This window comes from Gordonia sp. 852002-50816_SCH5313054-c (assembly GCF_001665925.1).
GTDB lineage: Bacteria > Actinomycetota > Actinomycetes > Mycobacteriales > Mycobacteriaceae > Gordonia > Gordonia jacobaea.
Genome location: NZ_LZTE01000025.1, coordinates 52,339 through 73,228, shown reverse-complemented (window position 1 = coordinate 73,228; position 20,890 = coordinate 52,339). Strand labels below are relative to the sequence as shown.

Sequence of the window (20,890 nt, the reverse complement as noted above, 5' to 3'; positions counted from 1 at the left end):
CGGACAGAATTGTCAGACCTCGAATGTATGTTCTGACTATGGCATCGGAGAACCCCGACGGCACCGGCCCGCTGACACCCGACGAATCACCCGTCGTGCCCGCGGCCAACAGTCATGCGCATACGCCAGCAGTTGACGCACCGACCTCCGACGTCGAGACACAGCTGACACAGCTCGCCGACGACGAACGCCTCTACTCACGTGAACTCGTCGAGGTGCTTTTCCACACCAACGCGATCAAGGCGTGCGCCGACTATCGCATGCTGCAAGCCGCAATCCTGCTGTACGAAGAACGCGAGGCCGAATACCTCCAGCGCATCGACGCTGAAATCGGAACCGGCGAACACGCCGTCCCCGACGGCTGTACCGACCCCGAACAACTCGCCGCGCTCCTGACGCAGAACAACCAGAACCCGCTGGCCCGCTTCGGCCCCGATGGCCTGACCACAGCCATCGCCGAGCTCGGCGCCACCCTCTGCCTCACACCCGGCCAAGCCAAGAAGATGATCGAGACCGGCGCAGCCCTGCGCTACCGCATACCCCGAACCGCAGAACTGTTGGCAACCGGCCGTATCGACCTACCCCGCTTCCACGAAGTCGTTGCCCGCACCGACAACGTCGACGACGCGCATCTCACCGCGGTCGATACCGCACTCGCCGCAGCAATCAGCGCACGAGAACCCATGTCCATGACCAGGTTTCGCACCATGATCGACGCCACCGTCGAACGCGTCGATCCCGACGGCGCCGCCCGCCGCCGCGATACCGCCACCAGCCGCCGCTACCTCCGCATCCGCCCCCACCGCGACGAGCCCGGTCAGTCCAGAATCGACGGCCAAATCCCTGCCACCGCGGCAGCGATCCTCGATACCCGGCTCGAAGCGATGATCGCCGACATCCACCCCGACGACCCCCGCACGCACACCCAACAACGCGCCGACGCACTCACCGCCCTCGCGCAGGGCCACCAGACCCTCCCCTGCACCTGCCCCGACTGCGCCACCGTGTCCGATACTCCGCGCAGCGACAACGTCGACGACAAGCAGAACCCCGCAACCACAACCGTCACGAACCCGGTCGCAGCAACTCAGAGCTCCACCGCCCTCGCACCCCGGCCGATGTTCCACATCGTGGTCAACCTCTCGACTCTGCTCGGCCACGACAACAACCCCGCGTTCCTCGACGGCCATGGGCTCATCGACGCCGACACCGCCCGCCGACTACTCGCCGACGCCACCCGGAACTACATCCATCCCAACCGCGTCACCCCCAACAACAAAGCCGCCTACCGCTATCCCATCCCCGAGAAACTGCGAGTCCTGGTCAAGGCAGGCGAACTCTGCTGCACTTTCCCCGGCTGCACCAACAAAGTTGCCACCGCCGACGTCGACCATGCCAAGCCGTTCAACCACGGCAATCCGAAAGCCGGCGGACTCACCGAGCGCACCAACCTGCGCCCCTTGTGCCGCTTCCACCACCGCCACAAAACCTTCGCCGTCGGCTGGCGCGACCATCAGACACCCATGGGCCGCGCCATCTTCCGGTCCCCGGGCGGCTACCACTTCGTCGGCAACGCGTACAACGGTCGCGACCTCTTCCCCGACCTCGACGAACCCGATCGCCCAGACCGACGCATCCCCGGACGGCTCGCCTCCGCTCATAGCGCGCGCATCGGACAACACCGCGCCGACACCCGCGCCTGGCGGCTCGCCAACGACCCCAACACCGGCGACCCGCCCTTCTGACCCACGCCCGCGCGAGCGCCAGCCCCCAGACACGGTCTCGGGGGCCGCGCGCCGTCGAGCTGCGGCGTCCGGCGTGGGTCAGTACGGCCCCCTGCTAGAAATAGACGCGTGACGTCAACGCAGAGCCCGACCACCGACGACTCCAGTCCTCAGGTTGCTGCGACCCCTCAGCGTCGAGCCAATCGCCATGTCCGCACCCTGATCGACCTGGTCATCGCGGTGGTTGTCGGGGCGATCGTGGCATTCGTCGGCCTCAAGGCCATCGACTCGGTGCAATGGCCCGCGTTCAACTCGTCGAATGTCACCCGCTCGCTGACCACGGCGGGCCAGGTGGTGGCCGTGGCGATCCTGGTGATCGCGGCACTGCTGTACCGCTACGGCAAAGCGCGATGGCTGGTCACTCTGCTGTCGGCGGCGGGCATTTCCGGGCTGGTCACCGTCACGCTCGGTATGCCACTCGGGGCGACGCGCCTTTACCTCTTCGGCCTCTCCGCCGACCAGCAGTTCCGCACCGAGTACCTGACCCGGCTCACCAGCAGTCCGCACCTGGCGGACATGACCTATCTGCACCTCGCTCCCTACTATCCGGCTGGATGGTTCTGGGGCGGAGGCCGCTATGCGTCGTTGATGGGTCTGCCCGGGTGGGAGGCGTTCAAACCGTGGGCGATCCTCTCGATGGCGGTCGCCGCAGCGATCGGAGTAGTGCTCTGGGCTCGCATGGTACGCGCCGACCGCGGCATCGCGACAGCGCTCGCGGTCACCGTGGTGACGCTGATGTACGCGGGTCCCGAGCCGTATGCGGCGGTACTGATCATGGTCGGCGTCCCGATGCTGATCCCGATGCTCTACGGCCTGCGCGGTCGCTCACGCCACGCCGACGGCCCGACCGCCTCGCTCCGCTCCGGCACGAGCTGGGCGGCGGTAGTGGCGACCGGCCTCTTCCTCGGTCTGAGCGCAACCTTCTACACGCTCTACACGGGACTGTTCGCGGGCGTCGCGATCCTGATGGCATTGGCGCTCATCGTTCACGGCTGGGTCAACGCCTCCAACAAAGCGCTACCCAGCGACGAAGTATCGAAAATTCGACGCGGCGTCGTGCTGGCGGTAGTCGGGCGGCTGGTGGTGATGGGCGTCATCTCCGGCCTCATCGCATTGACCGTGTGGGCGCCCTATCTCCTGGCTCGAGCGCGCAGTGAGCCCGCGAGTGGCGGCACCGCCGAACACTATCTGCCAGAACGTGGTTCGTTCTTGCCGTGGCCGATGTTCCACCTCAGCCTCGTCGGTGCGATCACATTCATCGGACTCATCTGGATTCTGCTCCGGTTCCGTCAACGCACCATCGCCGCAGCCCTGGGCATCACGGTCGTCGGCATCTACCTGATGAGTCTGCTCTCGATGCTGGTCACCGCCGCGGGTACGACGCTGCTCGGTTTCCGACTCGAACCCATCCTCGTCGCGGTGCTCGCGGCGGCCGGAGTGTTCGGAGTCGTCGAGCTCGCCCACTGGGCAGTCGGCAGGTTCGGTGACGTGCGCGTCGTGGTCGGCGTACTCGCAGCGCTCGCGGCAATCGCTGTGGCACAGAGCATTCCGGCCTATCTCTCCAACGAGATCACGACCGCCTACACCGACACCGACGGCTATGGAGACCGCGCCGACAAGCGACCACCCGGCGCCGAGTCGTACTACCCGCAGATCGACAAGCTCATCGGCGAGAAGACCGGACGCCCGGCCACCGACAACGTCGTACTCACCGCGGACTACGGATTCCTCTCCGTCTATCCGTACTGGGGCTTCCAAGGGCTCACCTCGCACTACGCAAACCCGTTGGCGGAGTTCGACAAACGAGCAGCCACGATCGAGACCTGGTCCAAGGCGACATCGGCCGACGACTTCGTCCGCCAACTCGACGCCGCGCCATGGACACCGCCGAACGTCTTCTTGTTCCGCTACTCTGCGGACGGCTACGCACTGCGCCTCGCCGCAGACGTCTACCCGAACGATCCAAACGTCAAGCGCTACACGGTGACCTTCGACCCGAACCTCTTCAACGACCCACGTTTCGAGGTCACCGACGTCGGACCATTCGTCCTTGTGGTGCGCAAGTGAGCTCCTTCGAGATCACCGAGGTCGGCGCCGCGTCGTCGACGGCGTATCTGGTGCACACGGCCGCGGTGAATTGGGTTCTGCTGCGCGATGATTCGCGCATCACGCTGATCGACGGTGGATATCCGGGCAACGCCGACGACGTGGTGGCCTCGATCGAATCGATCGGCGCACACCCCACCGACATCAGAGCAGCACTGCTCACCCACGCTCACGTCGACCACATCGGAGGACTCGCGAAGCTGGTGGACCGCTTCGGCTTCCCGGTCTTCGTCGACCCCGCCGAAGTGGCACACGCACACCGCGACCTCCTGCAGCAGGCGGGCCCACTCGACATCGCTGCGGTCGCGTGGCAGCCACGCGCGTGGCGGTGGCTGGCGCTGGTCACACCTCTCGGCGTGCTCAACCGGGCCGGAATCGCCACCGCGCAACCCTTTTCGACCGACGGCACCCTTGACCTTCCCGGGCGACCACGGCCGGTCATTGCTCACGGCCACACGGATGGGCACAGCGCCTTCCTCGTCGCCGACGGCGCGGTACTCGTCTCGGGCGACGCTCTGATCAGTGGCCACCCGCTCTCCGGACACGAAGGGCCGCAGCTACTCCCGCGCTTCTTCAACCACGACGCTGCCGCGACCCGACGCAGCGTCGAATCGTTCACCGACCTCGACGCGACAGTGCTCTTCCCGGGACACGGACGTCGCCTCGACGGCCCAGTCGCCGAGCTGGCCCGAGAAGCCCTGGCTCGATAACACCCGACACGACAAGCCTCGGCACGATGAACCCAGCGCGAAAACTGCCGCCGCGCTGAAGAATCCGTCAGGAGCGGTCGATAGTCCCGTGGCCGCGTTGGCGTCGAACACCCGACAGCAGCGTCGCGGACTCTTGCGCGCCGGCGGCCTCGGACAGCGAACGCCCATGAGCGGCAAGCACTTCGCGCGTATCCGAAAGCTCACAGTCCCACCCGGCGGCGTCGACGTGCTGAGCGACGTCAACATCGCTGCGCCACAACTTCCGCACATCAGCGAACGGGTCAGCAGCAGAATCGTCGACAACCGACGACGCGGCGCGGCGCACGGTCACCCCGATCCGTGAGCCGGACTCGGATGCCGCGGTGATGCCCTCGATCACGCGCAGACCGAGCCCGTCGGGTAGGTACACGAACAGCCCCTCGGCGAGCCACGCCGACGGCAGGTCGGCCCGAAAACCCTTGCCCTGCAGGGCGCGCAGCCAGTCGTCGGCCAGATCGGAAGCCACCACACGACGTTCGACGGTCGGAGCAAGACCCGACTGCGCGACGAGATCCTCCTTGACCTCGACCACCGACGGCCTGTCGACCTCGAAAAGCTTTGCTCCCGAACCGAAATCGAGTCGAAATCCCCGACCGTCCAGCCCCGACCCGAGAATCACGAACTGCGTGATGCCGGCGGCGACTGCGGCCGCGAACACCTCGTCGAGAAACACCGTGCGCGCGACGATCCAGTCGTACATCGCTCGGATCTTGGCCGAACCACGTTCATCGGTGCCATCATCTCCGCCGAACTCGGAGCCGCGGGGCCGGATTCGCGCAATCGCCTCGGCCAGCGGGTCGTCGAACAATGCGTCGTCCCTCGACGATTCGGCGGCTCGCGCCCACGCGACACCCAGCGCCGTCAGTCCGAGATCGTCGAGATCGGCCATCAGCCCAGGACCTCCACGAGGCGTCGAATCGCGAACTCGTAGCCGCGGATGCCGTAACCGATGATCACACCCGAGGCCAGCGGCGACACGAACGAGTGGTGTCGGAACTCCTCCCGCTTGTGCACATTGCTGATGTGCACCTCCATGATCGGAACGTCGGGGATCACAAGCGCATCCGCGAGCGCGACTGAGGTGTGCGTCCACGCGGCCGGGTTGATGACGATCCCGCTGATGTTGCCGCGCGCCTCGTGCAGCCAGTCGATCATCTCGCCCTCGTGGTTGGTCTGCGCCGCACGCAGGCCGTAGCCGAGTTCACCAGCGGTGCGTTCGGCGAGTTCGACGACGTCGGCAAGCGTCGCCGAGCCGTACACCTCGGGCTGTCGAATCCCGAGCGTGTTCAGGTTGGGCCCGTTCAGCAGCAGGATCGGCAGCGGTTCGGTATCCGTGGCGTCGGTCGACATGGTTGCAAGCCTATCCACCGGCACCGGGCCCGCGTCCATACTCTCCGGCGTCCACACCCACGAGCCCGTCAGACCCACGAGCGACCGAGAGTTCGCGACGTCGCATCCGGCCGTTAGGATCACTGCTTGTGCAATCGCAGACCGTGAGACGAGCGAAACTCATCGCCATCGTCACCGGCCTGCTCGGAGTAGTCCTCGCGCTGGCCACGCCATTGATGCCGGTCAAGCAGACCACGGCGGAGATCAACTGGCCCTCCACCGGCAGCGTCGGATCCAGCGAGATCGGGTCGGTCTCGGCACCCCTCATTTCCTATGTCCCGATCGACCTCGACGTCTCGGTTCCGTGTTCGGCAGCCGAGCGGCTCGGCACCGACGATTCGGTCTTGCTGTCGACGACCCCCAAGCAGGCTGCCAAGTCGGCCGAGCGCGGCCTGTTCATCCGCCGCACCGGCAACCCTGCCGACTCTCCGGACAAGCAGAGCATCGAAGTCGTCGTCCGTAACGTGCCACTCGTCTCGGCCACGCTTGCCGACATGCGCTCGCAGGGGTGCCGCGACATCGTCGTCCACGCCGATTCCGAAGCCGTGACCGCCGAGTTCGTCGGCATGACCGCACCCGCCGACTCTTCCGAATCCGGCAACACCACGCTGATGGGGACCACCAAGGGACGCGAGTCGCAGAGTTACAGCTCCGACCAGCGCCCACAGGTGACAGGACTGTTCACCGACCTGTCCGGAGCGGCGTCGGAACTGCCCGGTCTACGCGCACACGTGACCATCGACTCGCGCTATTCGACGGCCCCGACAATCCTGAAATGGCTCGTCCTGATCGTCGGCATCGTGTGCACGCTGCTGTCGCTGTCGGCACTTGCCGTTCTCGATTCGACGGACGGCCGCAAGCACCGTCGAATCTTCCCTGCGAAGTGGTGGCGACTCAACGCACGCGACTATGTGGTGATCGGCGCCCTGATCGTCTGGCATTTCATCGGACCCAACACGTCCGACGACGGCTACCTGCTGACGATGTCGCGGGTGGCACAGAACAGTGAGTACACGGCCAACTACTTCCGTTGGTTCGGTGCACCCGAGGCGCCCTTCGGCTGGTACTACGAGGTCTTCGGCCTGATGAGCCACATCTCGCTCGCCAGCCCGTGGGTGCGTATACCGGCTCTGCTGTGCGGTATCGCGTCGTGGTTGATCGTCAGCCACGAGGTGCTGCCACGGCTCGGCCGTGCCGCGATCAGCCGACCGGTCGTCGGCTGGACGGCAGCCTTCGTCTTCCTCGCGTCGTGGTTCCCTTTCGACAACGGCCTGCGACCGGAGCCGATCATCGCGCTGGGCGCGCTACTGACCTGGTGTTCGGTCGAACGCGCAATCGCGACCGGACGGATCCTGCCCGCCGCGATCGCGTGTCTCATCGGCGCGTTCAGTCTCGCCGCCGGCCCAACGGGCCTACTCGCCGTCGCCGCGCTCATCGCGGGAGCGAGACCGATCATCTTGGCCCTGATCAAACGTGCTCGGGCGATCGGCGGCGGATTCTGGTCGTACGCAGCACTGCTCGCACCGGTTCTCGCCTCCGGTACGTTCGTCATCTTCGTCGTCTTCTCGAACCTGACCCTGCGCGCGTTCTCCGACTCGTCGAAGATGAAGACCGCACTGGGGCCGTCGGCGCACTGGTACAACGAGATCGATCGGTACTCGTCGCTGTTCGCGTTCTCTGCCGACGGTTCGATCGCACGACGCTTCGCCGTCCTCGCGATGATCCTGGGCATGGTGGTCTCGGCAGCGGTACTGATCCGCAAGTCGCGCATCCCCGGCACGGCCGTCGGCCCTGCTCGACGCATCGTAGGCATCACATTCGCATCGCTGGTCTTCCTGATGTTCACGCCGACCAAGTGGACGCACCACTTCGGCGTGTTCGCCGGACTCGCCGCGGCATTGGCTGCCATCGCCGCCATCGCCGCGAGCAACAAGGCCATGCATTCACGGCGCAACCGCACACTCTTCGCCGCACTCGTGCTCTTCATCGCGGGTCTGGCGTTCACGGCACCCAACTCGTATTACTACGCGTCGGCGTGGGGCATGCCGTGGGGCGTCGGCCAGGTCAGCTTCGGATTCTCGGTGAGCAATGCGCTGCTCTACGTCTCGCTGCTGCTGTTGTTGGTCGCGCTGTGGTTCCACTTCCGCGAACCGTTCACCGGAACCGACCCCCAGGACACGACGCTCGAAGAGACCGACACCGGACAGCGCTGGTATCGCAGGGCGATCGACTCCGTCGCGGGTGCACCGCTCGCATATGTGGCCGCCGCCGTGGTGATCTTCGAACTCGTCACCGCGGGATTCGCAGCGGTCAACCAGTCGTCGTCGTTCTCGGTTCCGCGGTCGAACATCGAGGCTCTCGCGGGCAAACAGTGCGGCATGGCCGACAAGGTGTGGGTGGAACGCAACCCCAACGACCACATGCTCTCGCCCGTCGACCCGACCCTGACCGACCCCCTCGCGGGTCCGTCGACCGTGGACCCGAACGCATCCCGGCCGCCGACAACCGGATTCACGTCGAACAGCGTTCCCGAAGACCTCACCACGCAGGCGAGCGCGGGTTCGCTCGGCGTGCTCGCAGGCAACGCGACGTCGACCAACGACGTCCTCACCGCCAACAGCGGCGGAACCGGCGGTGGAGAACTCTCGACGGCCGGGGTCAACGGCAGCCGCGCACGTCTGCCGTTCATGCTCGACCCGGCCCGCACACCTGTCGAGGGCAGCTACTCGACGACCGATCAGGTTCCCGCGCGTCTGACCTCCGGCTGGTACGCACTGCCTCGCGACTACAAGAAGCAGCCGTTGCTGACCTTCTCGGTCGCCGGACGCTACGACAATCCGAACCTCTTGCTGGAGTACACAACCGACCCCGTCGGGTCGTCGACCCGCGACGCCGACCTCAAGCCGACCGGCGAGACCGAGATGATCGACCCGGGGCCGCAACCGTCGTGGCGCAACGTCCGCATCACCACGTCGTCACTCCCCGACGACCTCACCGCGGTGCGGATCGTCGCCAACGACGACAATCTCTCGGCGGATCGGTTCATCGTGGTGACCCCACCGCGACTGCCCCACATGGAGACGCTGCAAGAGGTCGTCGGAAGCGAAGACCCGGTACACGTCGACTGGACGTCGGGTCTGGTCTTCCCCTGCCAGCGGCCGTTCACCCATCACTACGGCGTCGCGGAGATCCCGAAGTGGCGCATCAGGCCCGGCGCCGACCTCGCCGCGGCCGTCTCGGCGTGGCAGGACTCCTATGGTGGCGGTCCGCTGGGGTGGCTCGAGGTGTCGCAGCAGCCCGAGACCGTCGCGACCTACCTGCAGGGCGACATCGGCCGGGATTGGGGAGCTCTCGAGCGCTACGAGCCCTACGGAGACGTGACGACCCTCGCTCCCATCACCACGGGCACCGCAACGCGCAGCGGGTTGTGGAGCCCGGCCCCGATCAGGCACTGACCCGCAACCGCTGATCGCGGCACCGGGCGGGCGGCGCGACGTAATCGCCTAACATCAGTGACCGTGCCTGCGACAGCCCCGCCAGCCGAGTCCGATGCTTCGCCACCGGCCGACAATTCGACGATCGGCTCACGTCGCACCGTCGGGCTGGTCGCCACCGTCTCCGGACTACTCGGTGCCGTGCTGTGCGTGCTGATCGGATTCCTACCCGTACACAGCACCGACGCGTCGTTCTCCTGGCCGCAGGGTCAACAACTCGCGTCGACGACGTCGTCGGTGACCGCCCCGCTGATCGCGCAGACCTCGCAATCGCTGGACGTCCGCATCCCGTGCCGCGTCCTCGCCGACGTACCGGCGGGCAAGTCGACGCTCATCATGTCGACGATGGCCGTCTCCGCACAGGACTCCAAGGCCTCGGCCCTCTACGTGACCGCGGGCGACACCGTCACCGCGACCTTCCGCAACTCCGTCGCGGCGTCGGCGCCGAGAGCCGATCTGGGTCGCTGTAGCGAGTTGCACGTCTGGTCGTCGCCGGACGGACCCGGCGCGCAGTTCGTCGGCCTCGGTGCCGCCACAACCCTCGACCCCGACAAGCGCCCGCAGATCGACGGCGTGTTCAGCGACCTGACGCCCGACCAGGCTCGAGCAGCCGCCGACGCGGGGATGCGGGTCGACATCCGCATCGACAATCGCTACGAGAGCTCGCCGACGACACTCAAGACCGTCCTCATGGTTCTGGCAGTGCTCGCGGTGATCGTCTCGCTCGTCGCACTCTTCCTGCTCGACCGAATGAGCGACGACGTGCGGCACCGAGCCCGACGCCGCGCCGGGTGGCTGCGCATCCTGCGTCCCCGCGCCACCGATCTGACGGTCACCGCGGTACTGGTGATCTGGTTGTTCCTCGGGGCGGGCAGTCCCGACGACGGGTACATCCTCAACATGGGACGCACAGCGTCGTCGTTCGGCTATCTCGCCAACTACTACCGCTGGTACGGAATCCCCGAGGCTCCGTTCGACTGGTACTACTCGTTCCTCGCCCACTGGTCGTCGATCTCGCCGTCGATTCTGTGGATGCACATCCCCGCGCTGATCGCCGGACTCGCCTCGTGGTTCGTGCTGAGTCGAATCCTGTTGCCCCGACTGGGTTCTGCTATTCGAGGCAGCGGCTGGGCGCAATGGTCGGCGGCACTGGTCTTCACCGCGTTCTGGCTGCCGTTCTGCTCCGGTCTGCGTCCCGAGGGAATCATCGTGTTGGGCTCACTGCTCACGTGGTGGGCGGCCGAGCACACACTGGCGACCCGCAAACTGTTCCCCGGAGCCATCGCAGCGGGTCTCGCGGCATTCACTCTTGCCCTTGCGCCACAGGGCATCATCGGCGTCGCGATCCTCATCGCCTCCTCCCGCGCACTGCTGCACGTGCTGCTCGTGCGCAGACGCTCCGACGGTCTGCTCCCCCTGGTCGCACCAACCATCGCCGCCGGACTTCTCGTGTTGGTCGTCGTGTTCCGCGACCAGACGATTGCCGCGGTGATCGAGGCGATCCGCGTCCGCTACGTCGTCGGACCCGTCATCGGTTGGTATCAGGAGTATCTGCGCTACTACTTCATCTCAGTCGTGACCGACGACGGAGCGCTCACCCGCCGCGTCCCCGTACTGCTGCTGTTGGCGGGAATGGTCGTCACCGTCGCAGTGATGTTGCGGCGCGGACGAATTGCCGGTGTCCACGCCGGCCCGACATGGCGACTGATCGGCGCCGTCGGCGTGACCCTCGTGCTGTTCGCCTTCATCCCGACGAAGTGGACGATTCAGTTCGGGGTGTTCGCCGGACTCGCCGCCGCGATCGCAGCGATCGCGACTCTGGCTGTCGCGCAATCGGCCGCACGCTCGGCACGGAATCTGACGGTCTTCGTCTCGGGACTGTTCTTCGCCCTCGCCGCCGCAATGGCCGGCTACAACGCCTGGCCATTCGCCTACGAATACGGCATCTCGTGGTTCGACCGCGCCCCGATCATCGCGGGCAGACCGGTGTCGACCCTGTTCCTGATCCTGGCCGTGATCGCCGCCGGAATCGCGGTGTGGCAGCACCTGCGACTCGACTACGTTGAGAACAAAGGACTTTCGCATACGACGGACGGCCCCGGCGAGACGCGGGCTGATCGTCGACGACTCTTCCTCGCGTCGTCGCCCATCGCGCTCATCGCCGGACTCATGGTGATCGCGGAGCTGCTGGTGTTCGCCAAAGGGGCGGTATCGCGCTATCCGGCGACCACCGTGTTCGCCGAGAACGTGAACACGCTGCGCGGCAACAACTGTGGCATGGCCGACGACGTGCTCGTCGAATCCGATCCCAACACCGGCATGCTGCGACCCGCCGACGGACGCACGGCGACGCAGGCACTCTCGGGAGCGACAAGTGGACCGGACGCGGCAGTCGGATTCTCCCCCAACGGAATTCCCGATGATCTCTCCCCCGAGCCCGGCAGTCAACGGCCCGGCCAGATGAACGTGGCGGCAAGTCCCGCACGACCGTTCTCGATCACGGGCGGATTGGGCGCGGGCACCACGGGCGGCCGCGGACCCGAAACCGTCAACGGTTCGACCGTCGCACTTCCGTACGGACTCGACCCCGCGACGACGCCCGTCCTCGGCAGCTACGGCTACGCGGGCGAAGCCCGCCTGACCACCGACTGGTACGACCTACCCGCCGATCGCGCGAAGACCCCGCTGCTCGTGGTCTCGGCCGCGGGTGCGATCTCGACGGTCGACACCTTCGGGGTGACCAACTTCGGACAGAAACTGGTCGTGCAGTTCGGCACCAGGGGACCCGACGGGTCGTTCACCCAGATCGGGCCAGACATCCTCCCGATCGACCCCGGACCGGTCATCTCCAACCGGCCGTGGCGCAACCTGCGCGTACCCATGAGTGCGGCGCCACCGAGAGCATCGGCGATGCGAATGTCGCTGTTGGACAACAACCTCGGGCAGTACCAGTTCATCGGCATCACCCCGCCACGAGCGCCGCAACTGCAGACACTCCAGCAGGTCGTGGGATCACAGACTCCCACACTGATCGACTTCATGGTTGCCGCCCACTTCCCGTGCCAGCAGCCGATGCGGGTGACCAACGGGGTCGCGGAGATCCCGCGCTGGCGCATCCTGCCCGACTATCCCTTCGCCAACTCCCAGTCGAAGACCTGGCAGGCGGGGGTCGACGGTGGCCTGCTCGGCATCTCGGAGACAACGACGGCCGCCCAGGCCGTCCCGACCTATCTCAAGGACGATTGGACACGGGAATGGGGTGCGCTGGAACGACTTTCACCACTGACCCCGGACGCGCCGTCAGCACAGCTACAGACGTCACAGACCACCCGCTGGGGTTGGTCACACGATGGTTCGATCAGGGTGGAGCCGCAGTCCGATGACAACTGATCCGACACCGCAGCCGCCGACCCAGAGCACGGAACGCGACGAACCAACCACCGGGGCGCCACGCAACTACCGCCGAGCGCAGATCATCGCTGCCGTCGCGGGAGTGCTCGGTGTCCTTCTCGCGGTTGCCACTCCGCTGCTGCCGGTCACACAGTCGACAGCGGCCCTGTCGTGGCCGCAGGGTGAGGGCGTCGGCAACGTCGCCGCACCGCTCGTCTCGTTCGTTCCCGTCGACATGGATCTGCGGGTTCCGTGCTCACTCGCCCGTGACCTGCCCGCGTCGGGTGGAGTCCTGATGTCGACGACGCCCGCGGGCGGTCAGGACGCCAGCGCGCGCGGATTGTTCGTCCGCGCCGACGCGTCGACGATCACCGTCACCGACCGCGACGTCGTGATTCTCTCGACCGAACGCGCAGCCGCTCAGGACAATTCGTCGTGTGCGGTGGTGTTCCACGCCGACGAGCGCGGGGTGAACGCGAAGATCGACGGCACGTCGGCAGGTGCGGGCAGCCCGTTGACGTACTCGACTCCCGACCACGAGATGCGCCCGCAGATCGTCGGGGTCTACACCGACCTTCCCGGGTCTGCGTCGCGCGACGGCCTGTCGATGCACGCCACGATCGACACCAGATACGTGAGTTCGCCGACGCCGCTCAAACTGGCCGCGATCATCGTCGGCATCATCATGACGTTGCTGTCCCTGGTCGCACTCGGCGTGCTCGACTCGCGAGATGGCAGGGGCCACAGACGATTCCTGCCCGCCGGCTGGTTCACCATCCGCGGCCCCGACCTCGCGGTACTCGCCATACTGGCGTTCTGGTGGTTGGCGGGGGCCAACACATCCGACGACGGCTACAACTTCATCGTCGGACGCATCACCGGCGATGCCGGCTACGCCGACAACTACTTCCGCTATTTCGGTGTGCCGCAGGACCCCTTCGGCTGGCACTTCCAGGTGATCTCCGCGATGACGCACGTCAGTCTCGCCACACCGTGGATGCGCCTGCCCGCCTTCCTACTCGGACTTCTCGGATGGTGGCTCATCTCCCGCGAGGTGATCCCGCGGCTGGGACGAGCGGTGCGCACGAGCACTCCGGCCGTGTGGTCGGCGGCATTCGTCTATCTCGCACTCTGGTTGCCCTACAACAACGGTCTGCGGCCCGAACCAGCGGAAGCGGTCGGCGCACTCCTGACGTGGTGCTGCGTCGAACGTGCCATCGCCACACGCAGATTGCTGCCGTACGCGGTCGCCGTCGCCGTCGCCGCGTTCACCCTTGCACTCGCTCCCGGTGGTCTCATGGCCGTGGCCGCCCTGCTCGCGGGTGTCCGTCCCATCGTGCGCACCATCGTGACCCGACGTCGGCGCGACGGACTGCTCCCCATGCTCGCGCCGATCTTCGCGGCCGGAACCCTTGTGCTGTACGAGATCTTCGCCGACCAGCCACTCGCGCCGCTGATCGCGGGCAACAAGGTTGCCACCGACGTCGGTCCGACGCTCGAGTGGTGGCAGGAGCCGATTCGCTACTACTACCTCATCCTGCCCACCGCCGACGGCACGCTCGCACGCCGCTACGGCGTGCTGATCATGATCCTGTGCCTCGTCGTCGTACTCCTGCGACTGCTGCGTAAGCAGCATCCCAACGGCATTGCGCGCGCACCGATCTGGCGGCTGATCGCGGTCACGCTCGGCACGATGTTCTTCATCGCTTTCACACCCACCAAGTGGACTCATCACTTCGGCGTCTACGCCGGAATCGCAGGCGGACTCGCCGCCGCCGCGGGCGCAATGATGGCGCCGACCATTCTGCGTTCACGCCGCAACCGCGCGTTCTTCGCAGCGGCGGTACTCGCGGTCACCGGAATCTCGTTCGCGGGCACCAACGGTTGGTGGTTCGTCGGCAGCTACGGCATCCCCTGGTGGGACAGGCAGCCGTCGATCGGCGGTGTGAGCCTCTGGTGGGTATTCCTGATCGCAGCGGTTCTCACTGCGGCGGCAGGTCTGTGGTTCCACCTGCGCGACGACTACACCGACGAACAGACGCGAACCGGCCACTCCGATCACTGGTACAGCAAGCTGAAATTCTCTCCGCTGCCGGTCATCTCGATCTTCATGGTGCTGTTCATGGTGGCCTCGTTCGCAAAAGCCGCCTACGTGCAACGTGATTCGTGGTCGTGGCTGAACTCCAACGCCCGCGCTCTCACCGGCAACGAGTGCGGCCTCGCCAATGACGTCCTCGTCGAGGCCGACGTCAACACGGGCATGCTCGCACCCGCTGCCGTCGACGGCCGCCCCGCGCCGAGCATCTCCGACGCTCTCGCAGGCGCTGGGCAGGGCTCTTCGGCTGTCGGATTCACCCCGAACGGTGTGGCCAACAAGCTGTCGGTCGACGCGACCGAGGACACGGACTCGTCGGGATCGTCGGGCGCCGTGAGTTCGGCGCCCACCAACTCTGCACCGACGGGCGCGGGTTCCGACGATCGCGACCAGACAACCGACGCCTCGCAGGGCGGCACCGAGGGTGGGCAGGGCGCGCGCGGCGTCAACGGCTCCACTGTGCGACTGCCCTTCGGACTCGACCCCGCGACCACCCCGGTACTCGGCTCCTACGGCGCGCCGTCGGGAACCGGTTCGGTGACAACCGACTGGTACCAGGTACCCCAACGCAGCGCCGACAAGCCGCTGCTCACGATCGCCGTCGCGGGCTCGGTCGACGCCGTCGACGGTGACGGACTGCGCAGCGACGGTCAGGACGTGACCGTCGAATTCGGACGCGTCGGCGCCGGCGGCACCGTGCAGCGTCTGGGCACGATGTCGCCGCTCGACGTCGGAACGGCTCCGACGTGGCGCAACCTCCGATTCCCCCTCGCCGATGCACCGGCACAGGCGACGCTCGCGCGGGTCGTCGTGCGTGACACATCCGGAGCACCGTCGGAATGGGTCGCAGTCACCCCGCCACGGGTTCCGGCCCTGCGGACGCTCAACGAGGTCGTCGGAACCACAGATCCGGTCTTCATCGACTGGGTGTCGGGACTCGTCTTCCCGTGCCAGCAGCCGATGAAGGTGCGCAACGGTGTGATGCAGGTACCGCGTTGGCGCATCATGCCCGACGCCGAGGCCACCCAGAAGAACAGCCAGACCTGGATGTCGGGGACCGCGGGCGGGCCGCTCGGTATCACCGAGGCCATGCTCATCCCCACCTTGCTCCCCACATACCTGCGCAACAACTGGGGCCGCGACTGGGGCGGACTGCAGCGGTTCACCGAGGTCGACCCCGCGCCACCGGCACAGCTCGAACTCGGCACCGCGCGCCGATCGGGACTCTGGGACCCGGGTCCCATTCGCTCGAGCGGGTACTGACCGGGCGCCGGCGCGGCGTCGTAGAAACACGTGTTTCTGACAGACGCGAGCAAAGCTTCGCGTGCATGTGTCAGAAACACGTGTATTTGCGGCTCGGGTCGAGCCGTCCAGCGTGGTGAGGACATGATCACCTTGCTTGCGCCAACGGCGTGGGCGCGCATCATTGGTGCTCATGAGCGTCGACGATTCTTCGCCCGCGGAACCCGCAGAACCCCCACGGCGCGCAGAGCACGCGGAGGAGCCAGGACACAGCCACGGTCACGGCGACGAGCCGCACGCGGGGTCGCTCGCGAATCGGCTGAACTGGTTGCGGGCTGGCGTGCTCGGGGCCAACGACGGCATCGTCTCGACGGCGGGCATCGTCGTCGGCGTTGCCGCCGCGACCACTGATCGTGCCCCGATCTTCACCGCGGGAATCGCGGGGTTGGCCGCAGGAGCGGTGTCGATGGCGCTCGGCGAGTATGTCTCGGTCAGCACCCAGCGCGACACCGAACGCGCACTGCTCGACAAAGAGGCCCGGGAACTGGCCGAGCAACCCGAAGCCGAGTTCGACGAGCTGGTGGGCCTTTACGAAGCGAAGGGACTGACACATTCGACGGCGTGTCAGGTCGCGCGCGAGTTGACCGAGCATGATGCCTTCGACGCGCACGTCGAAGCCGAACTGGGCATCGATCCGCACGAGCTCACCAACCCCTGGCAGGCGGCAGTCTCGTCGGCGGTGTCGTTCACGACGGGAGCAGTCCTACCCCTGATCGCAATCCTCGCGCCGCCCGCATCGATTCGGATTCCGGTCACATTTGTCGTTGTCCTGATCGCACTGGCGATAACCGGAGCCCTCGGCGCGATCCTCGGCGGCTCGAAACCGTGGAGACCAATGATTCGGGTCGTGATCGGTGGCGCAATCGCGATGGCCGTGACATTCGGCATTGGTCACTTGGTAGGCCATACCGTTACTTGACAGTCACCTACGACTACCTGTGCGGCGCTTGTGAGTGATACGAAAATGGACTTCTACCAGCAAGTTCAGGCTTACCTTGCTTGCCGATGACGCACCCCGAGACACGCACGCGATCCGATTCCGAAGTGGTCACATTTCAATTAACAAGGATTTGGTTCGCATACCGCAAGGATTCTCGTGGCCTACCGTTGAGTATGTAAAGAAACCGCGAGAAACCGCAACAGAAAAGGCTTGTACGTCCAGCGAACCGAATTCTGCTGAACCGCTTCCGCAGTGGACCTCCGACAAGGGTTCACCCTCCCATTGGAGCGACGATGAGCATCCTGGATCACACCTCACACGACCTCTCCCCGCGCGAGCACGGCTACGAGACAAACGACTTCGGCGAGATCGTCGGGTTCGAGCACGCGGAGCTCGAAAAGACCGCTCCTGAGCACTATTTCGATCCGTTCGTCGAGCAAGCAGACACCGGCGACTTCCCCTCGCTACGTGCCGACGCCTCTCCGGTTTCGACCTCTGGTACCGACCCAAAGGTGGGTCGCGAGTCCACCACTGGAACCGTGCCCGCCCCCGACAACCACGAGGAACACAGCACCCTCCTCATCGCCGGACTCCTCCCCATCGGCTGTCTGTGGATCGGCATCACCGTCGACAGCCTCTTTGATTCCGTTGCGCTCACCGCCTCCATCGTCGCAGTGTTTGCTACTCTCACGCTCGGAGTGCTCGTCGCATCAGCACTTCACGACAGCGAATAGCGCGGTCCGACCGCGCCGTAGATGTCGGGGCGACATCGACGCTCCGTCAGAGAGCGTGAGGGATGAGCCAAGGTCTGACGAGTACCAGGGGCGGGGACGCAGCGTCGATCTTCCAGGGTATGGAGTTGAGGCTTCAGTTCAGCCCGGTCTTCGAACTGTCGGGCGGGAGCCTGGTCGGGGCAAGTCTCGAGCTCAGCGGCCCGAAGGGCACCAATTTCGACTCCCCGCGCGCTCTGCGTCGAACCGCGACGCTCATGGAACAGCGCACGGTCCTCGATTCGCGGAAGTTCGCATTCGCCGACTCCGCGGCGGCCAGACGCGTCTCCGCGGCTCTTCCGCTCTTCCTCGCCGTCGACATCGACCTCTACGATCCGGAGCGCACCTACTCAGATGGTGAGACCCTTGCGTTGCTGATCGAACCGCGTAGCGTCTTGCGGCGTCCGCAGTCGCGGCTCGCCCAGGTCGCACGGGCACGGCGAGACGGACGACTGATCGCCGTCGAAGGGGTCAGCGCGGATCGTAGGACGGCGACATTACTCACGCTCGTCGAACCCGACGTCGTGCTACTGCACCCCGACATCCTCGCGCCGATTCCGACACCCGAAACCGCGCACCTCGCACACACACTCGCCGCACACACCGAACGCACCGGCGCGATCGTCATCGCAACGGGAGTCGACACCGAGGCCGATCGGCGGACCGCTCAGACCCTCGGCGCCCGATACGGGTTGGGCGCCCTGCACCCGCCGGTGTCGGATGCCGACGACCGTGTGCTCGGCTCGATCTCCGAACTCCCTCCGCTGCCTGCACGCACAACGCCGTCCACCGACGAGAAGACACCGTTCGCCATCGCATCGAAGTCGGGTGCGCCACGTCTCGCCGACGAACGACTGCTGCTCGAGATGAGCAAGGACCTCGAGCGGACCGCGACCGAGGCGAGCGTCGCGGTGGTGCTCGGCACCTTCCAGGATCAACACCGCTTCGCACCGTCGACGTCGCAACGGTGGCGTGCACTCTCGGAAAAGGTGGGCCTCGTCGGCGTGTACGGCGAGGGAATCCGGCCCATGAGCGAGGGCAACATCCATTACGCACCACTGAGTTCCGACGACGCTCTCGTGGAGGAATGGAACGTCGCCGTCCTCGGAATGCACTTCGCCGCACTGCTTTCCGCACGCGAAATCCATGGGCGACGCCCCAGCGGTCGTCGCGAGTTCATGTTTGTCCAGAGCTACGATCGGACGATCGTGACGCAGGCGGTGCGAGTGATCTTGTCCCGCTTCACCTGACGCCCTACCTCTCTGCGAGCGAACTCAGATCGGCATCAGCAGATGCTTACGCGGAGTGCGCATCGTCTGCTTGTCACGCAACTGCGCCAACGCTTTTCGAAGCTGCAGTCTCGTCTGGGCGGGCTCGATGACGGCGTCGATGTAGCCACGCTCTGCGGCGAGATACGGCGTGGCCATCATCGTGTTGTAGAAGTCGATGAAGTCGCGTCGCACCTTGTCGGCGTCGTGCGCCGACATGCCCTCGGTCTGCCTACGAGTCAGCACCGCCGCCGCCGACTCTGCGCCCATCACAGCGATTTTCGCCGTCGGCCACGCGAAGTTGAGGTCGGCACCGAGCTGCTTGGAACCCATCACCGCGTACGCGCCGCCGTACGCCTTGCGCAGGACGACGGTGACCTTCGGAACGTCGGCTTCGACGTAGGCGAACAAGAACTTGCCCGAGCGTCGAATGGTGCCCTTCTGCTCCTCGACGAGTCCCGGCAGGATTCCCGGGGTGTCGACGAGGAATACGAGCGGGATGCGGAAGGCGTTGCAGATGCGCACGAATCGCGTTGCCTTCTCGGATGAGTCGGTGTCGAGCGTCCCCGCCATCACGCTCGGCTGGTTGGCGACGACGCCGACGCTGTGCCCGTCGACGCGCGCGTAACCGGTGAGGATGTTGGGCGCGAACAATTCGCCGACCTCGTGGAACGCGCCGTCGTCGAAGAGCTTCACGATGATGTCGCGCATGTCGTACGCGGCGTTGTCGCTGTCGGGCATGAAATCGTTGAGCGCCAAGTCGGACTCGGTGATCTCGGGCTCGAGGCCCGGATTGATGACCGGCGGCTCTTCGAAGCTGGTCGACGGCATGTACTGCAGGTACTCGCGTACCCACTCGAATGCCTGCTTCTCGTCCGGCGCGATGTGATGGATGTTGCCCCACCGCGCCTGGTTGTGAGCGCTACCGAGGTCTTCTGCCGAAATCTCCTCGCCCGTGGTCTGTTTGATGACGTCGGGGCCGGTGACGAACATGTACGACTTGTCCTCGACCGCGACGAGGATGTCGGTGTTCGCGGGCGTGTACACCGCGCCGCCCGCACACTTTCCGAGGATCACCGACACCTGCGGCGACAGACCGGAGAGCAGATCGTTTCGTCGCCCCATCTCGGCGTACCAAGCCAGTGAGGTCACCGCGTCCTGGATGCGCGCACCGGCCGAATCGTTGATGCCGACCATCGGGCAGCCGATCTTGCCTGCCCACTCCATGAGCGCAGAAACCTTGCGGCCGAACATCTCTCCGACGGTGCCGCCGAAGACGGTCTGGTCGTGGCTGAAGGCAGCGACAGGACGGCCGTGCACCAGTCCGTGTCCCGTCACGACGCCGTCGCCGTAGCCCGTGTGTGCTGCCCCGGGCATCTTGGCGAGCGCACCGATCTCGACGAAGGTCCCGGGATCGAACAGCATATCGAGACGCTCACGCGGAGAACAGATTCCCTTACGCTCGCGCTTCTCGATCGCCTTCTCGCCACCGGGTTCACGCGCCTGCTCCAACCGGACGCGTAGATCGGCGAGTTTGGCTGCGGTCGTGTCGGTCACGTGATTCTTCTTCCTCGATGTCAGTGCTGCGCCGGCCCGCTTCGCG

12 protein-coding genes are annotated in these 20,890 nt (G+C 66.0%); 9 read left to right on the top strand and 3 right to left on the bottom strand.

Annotated features, from left to right (window positions below; genetic code table 11):
• Positions 1-38: 38 nt before the first annotated feature.
• The 3 genes from A5788_RS03210 to A5788_RS03200 all read left to right on the top strand — a co-directional run bounded on the left by A5788_RS03210 (position 39) and on the right by A5788_RS03200 (position 4,600).
• Positions 39-1,745, top strand: a complete 1,707-nt coding sequence (locus A5788_RS03210; RefSeq protein ID WP_231894227.1) for an HNH endonuclease signature motif containing protein — start codon at positions 39-41, stop codon at positions 1,743-1,745.
• 108 nt (positions 1,746-1,853) lie between these two features.
• Positions 1,854-3,851 carry a galactan 5-O-arabinofuranosyltransferase gene (locus tag A5788_RS03205; protein WP_064864702.1) on the top strand — a complete coding sequence of 666 codons (1,998 nt, stop codon included), beginning with the start codon at positions 1,854-1,856 and terminating at the stop codon, positions 3,849-3,851.
• Entirely contained in the window at positions 3,848-4,600 is a 753-nt protein-coding gene (locus A5788_RS03200) for an MBL fold metallo-hydrolase (RefSeq protein WP_049700182.1), read from the top strand. Before A5788_RS03205 ends, A5788_RS03200 begins: the two co-directional genes overlap by 4 nt.
• Positions 4,601-4,667: 67 nt before the next feature.
• Here the strand turns inward: A5788_RS03200 and A5788_RS03195 are convergent, their stop codons facing one another.
• Complete coding sequence (locus A5788_RS03195) at positions 4,668-5,528, bottom strand: SAM-dependent methyltransferase (protein WP_049700183.1); 861 nt, start codon at positions 5,526-5,528, stop codon at positions 4,668-4,670.
• Complete coding sequence (gene aroQ, locus A5788_RS03190; RefSeq protein WP_049700301.1) at positions 5,528-5,989, bottom strand: type II 3-dehydroquinate dehydratase; 462 nt, start codon at positions 5,987-5,989, stop codon at positions 5,528-5,530. The genes A5788_RS03195 and aroQ overlap by 1 nt, the downstream gene beginning before the upstream one ends.
• 128 nt (positions 5,990-6,117) lie before the next feature.
• Between aroQ and A5788_RS03185 the strand changes: the two genes are divergently transcribed.
• The 6 genes from A5788_RS03185 (at position 6,118) to A5788_RS03160 (ending at position 19,269) form a co-directional block, all read left to right on the top strand.
• Positions 6,118-9,483 carry an arabinosyltransferase domain-containing protein gene (locus A5788_RS03185; RefSeq protein WP_049700184.1) on the top strand — a complete coding sequence of 1,122 codons (3,366 nt, stop codon included), beginning with the start codon at positions 6,118-6,120 and terminating at the stop codon, positions 9,481-9,483.
• A 63-nt stretch (positions 9,484-9,546) separates the two neighbouring features.
• Positions 9,547-12,912 carry an arabinosyltransferase domain-containing protein gene (locus A5788_RS03180; RefSeq protein ID WP_082938013.1) on the top strand — a complete coding sequence of 1,122 codons (3,366 nt, stop codon included), beginning with the start codon at positions 9,547-9,549 and terminating at the stop codon, positions 12,910-12,912.
• The gene (locus A5788_RS03175; protein ID WP_197494540.1) at positions 12,902-16,270 is read left to right on the top strand and encodes an arabinosyltransferase domain-containing protein; all 3,369 of its coding nucleotides are present in this window, start codon (positions 12,902-12,904) and stop codon (positions 16,268-16,270) included. Before A5788_RS03180 ends, A5788_RS03175 begins: the two co-directional genes overlap by 11 nt.
• Positions 16,271-16,442: 172 nt before the next feature.
• Entirely contained in the window at positions 16,443-17,228 is a 786-nt protein-coding gene (locus tag A5788_RS03170; RefSeq protein ID WP_049700185.1) for a VIT1/CCC1 transporter family protein, read from the top strand.
• Between the two features lie 314 nt (positions 17,229-17,542).
• Positions 17,543-17,983 carry a hypothetical protein gene (locus A5788_RS03165; protein WP_049700186.1) on the top strand — a complete coding sequence of 147 codons (441 nt, stop codon included), beginning with the start codon at positions 17,543-17,545 and terminating at the stop codon, positions 17,981-17,983.
• A 119-nt stretch (positions 17,984-18,102) separates the two neighbouring features.
• Positions 18,103-19,269, top strand: a complete 1,167-nt coding sequence (locus tag A5788_RS03160; protein WP_231894228.1) for a DICT sensory domain-containing protein — start codon at positions 18,103-18,105, stop codon at positions 19,267-19,269.
• A gap of 24 nt (positions 19,270-19,293) precedes the next feature.
• Here A5788_RS03160 and A5788_RS03155 read toward each other — a convergent pair whose 3' ends face one another.
• Positions 19,294-20,844: an acyl-CoA carboxylase subunit beta gene (locus A5788_RS03155; protein WP_049700188.1), complete on the bottom strand. Its 1,551-nt coding sequence runs from the start codon at positions 20,842-20,844 to the stop codon at positions 19,294-19,296.
• Positions 20,845-20,890: the final 46 nt, after the last annotated feature.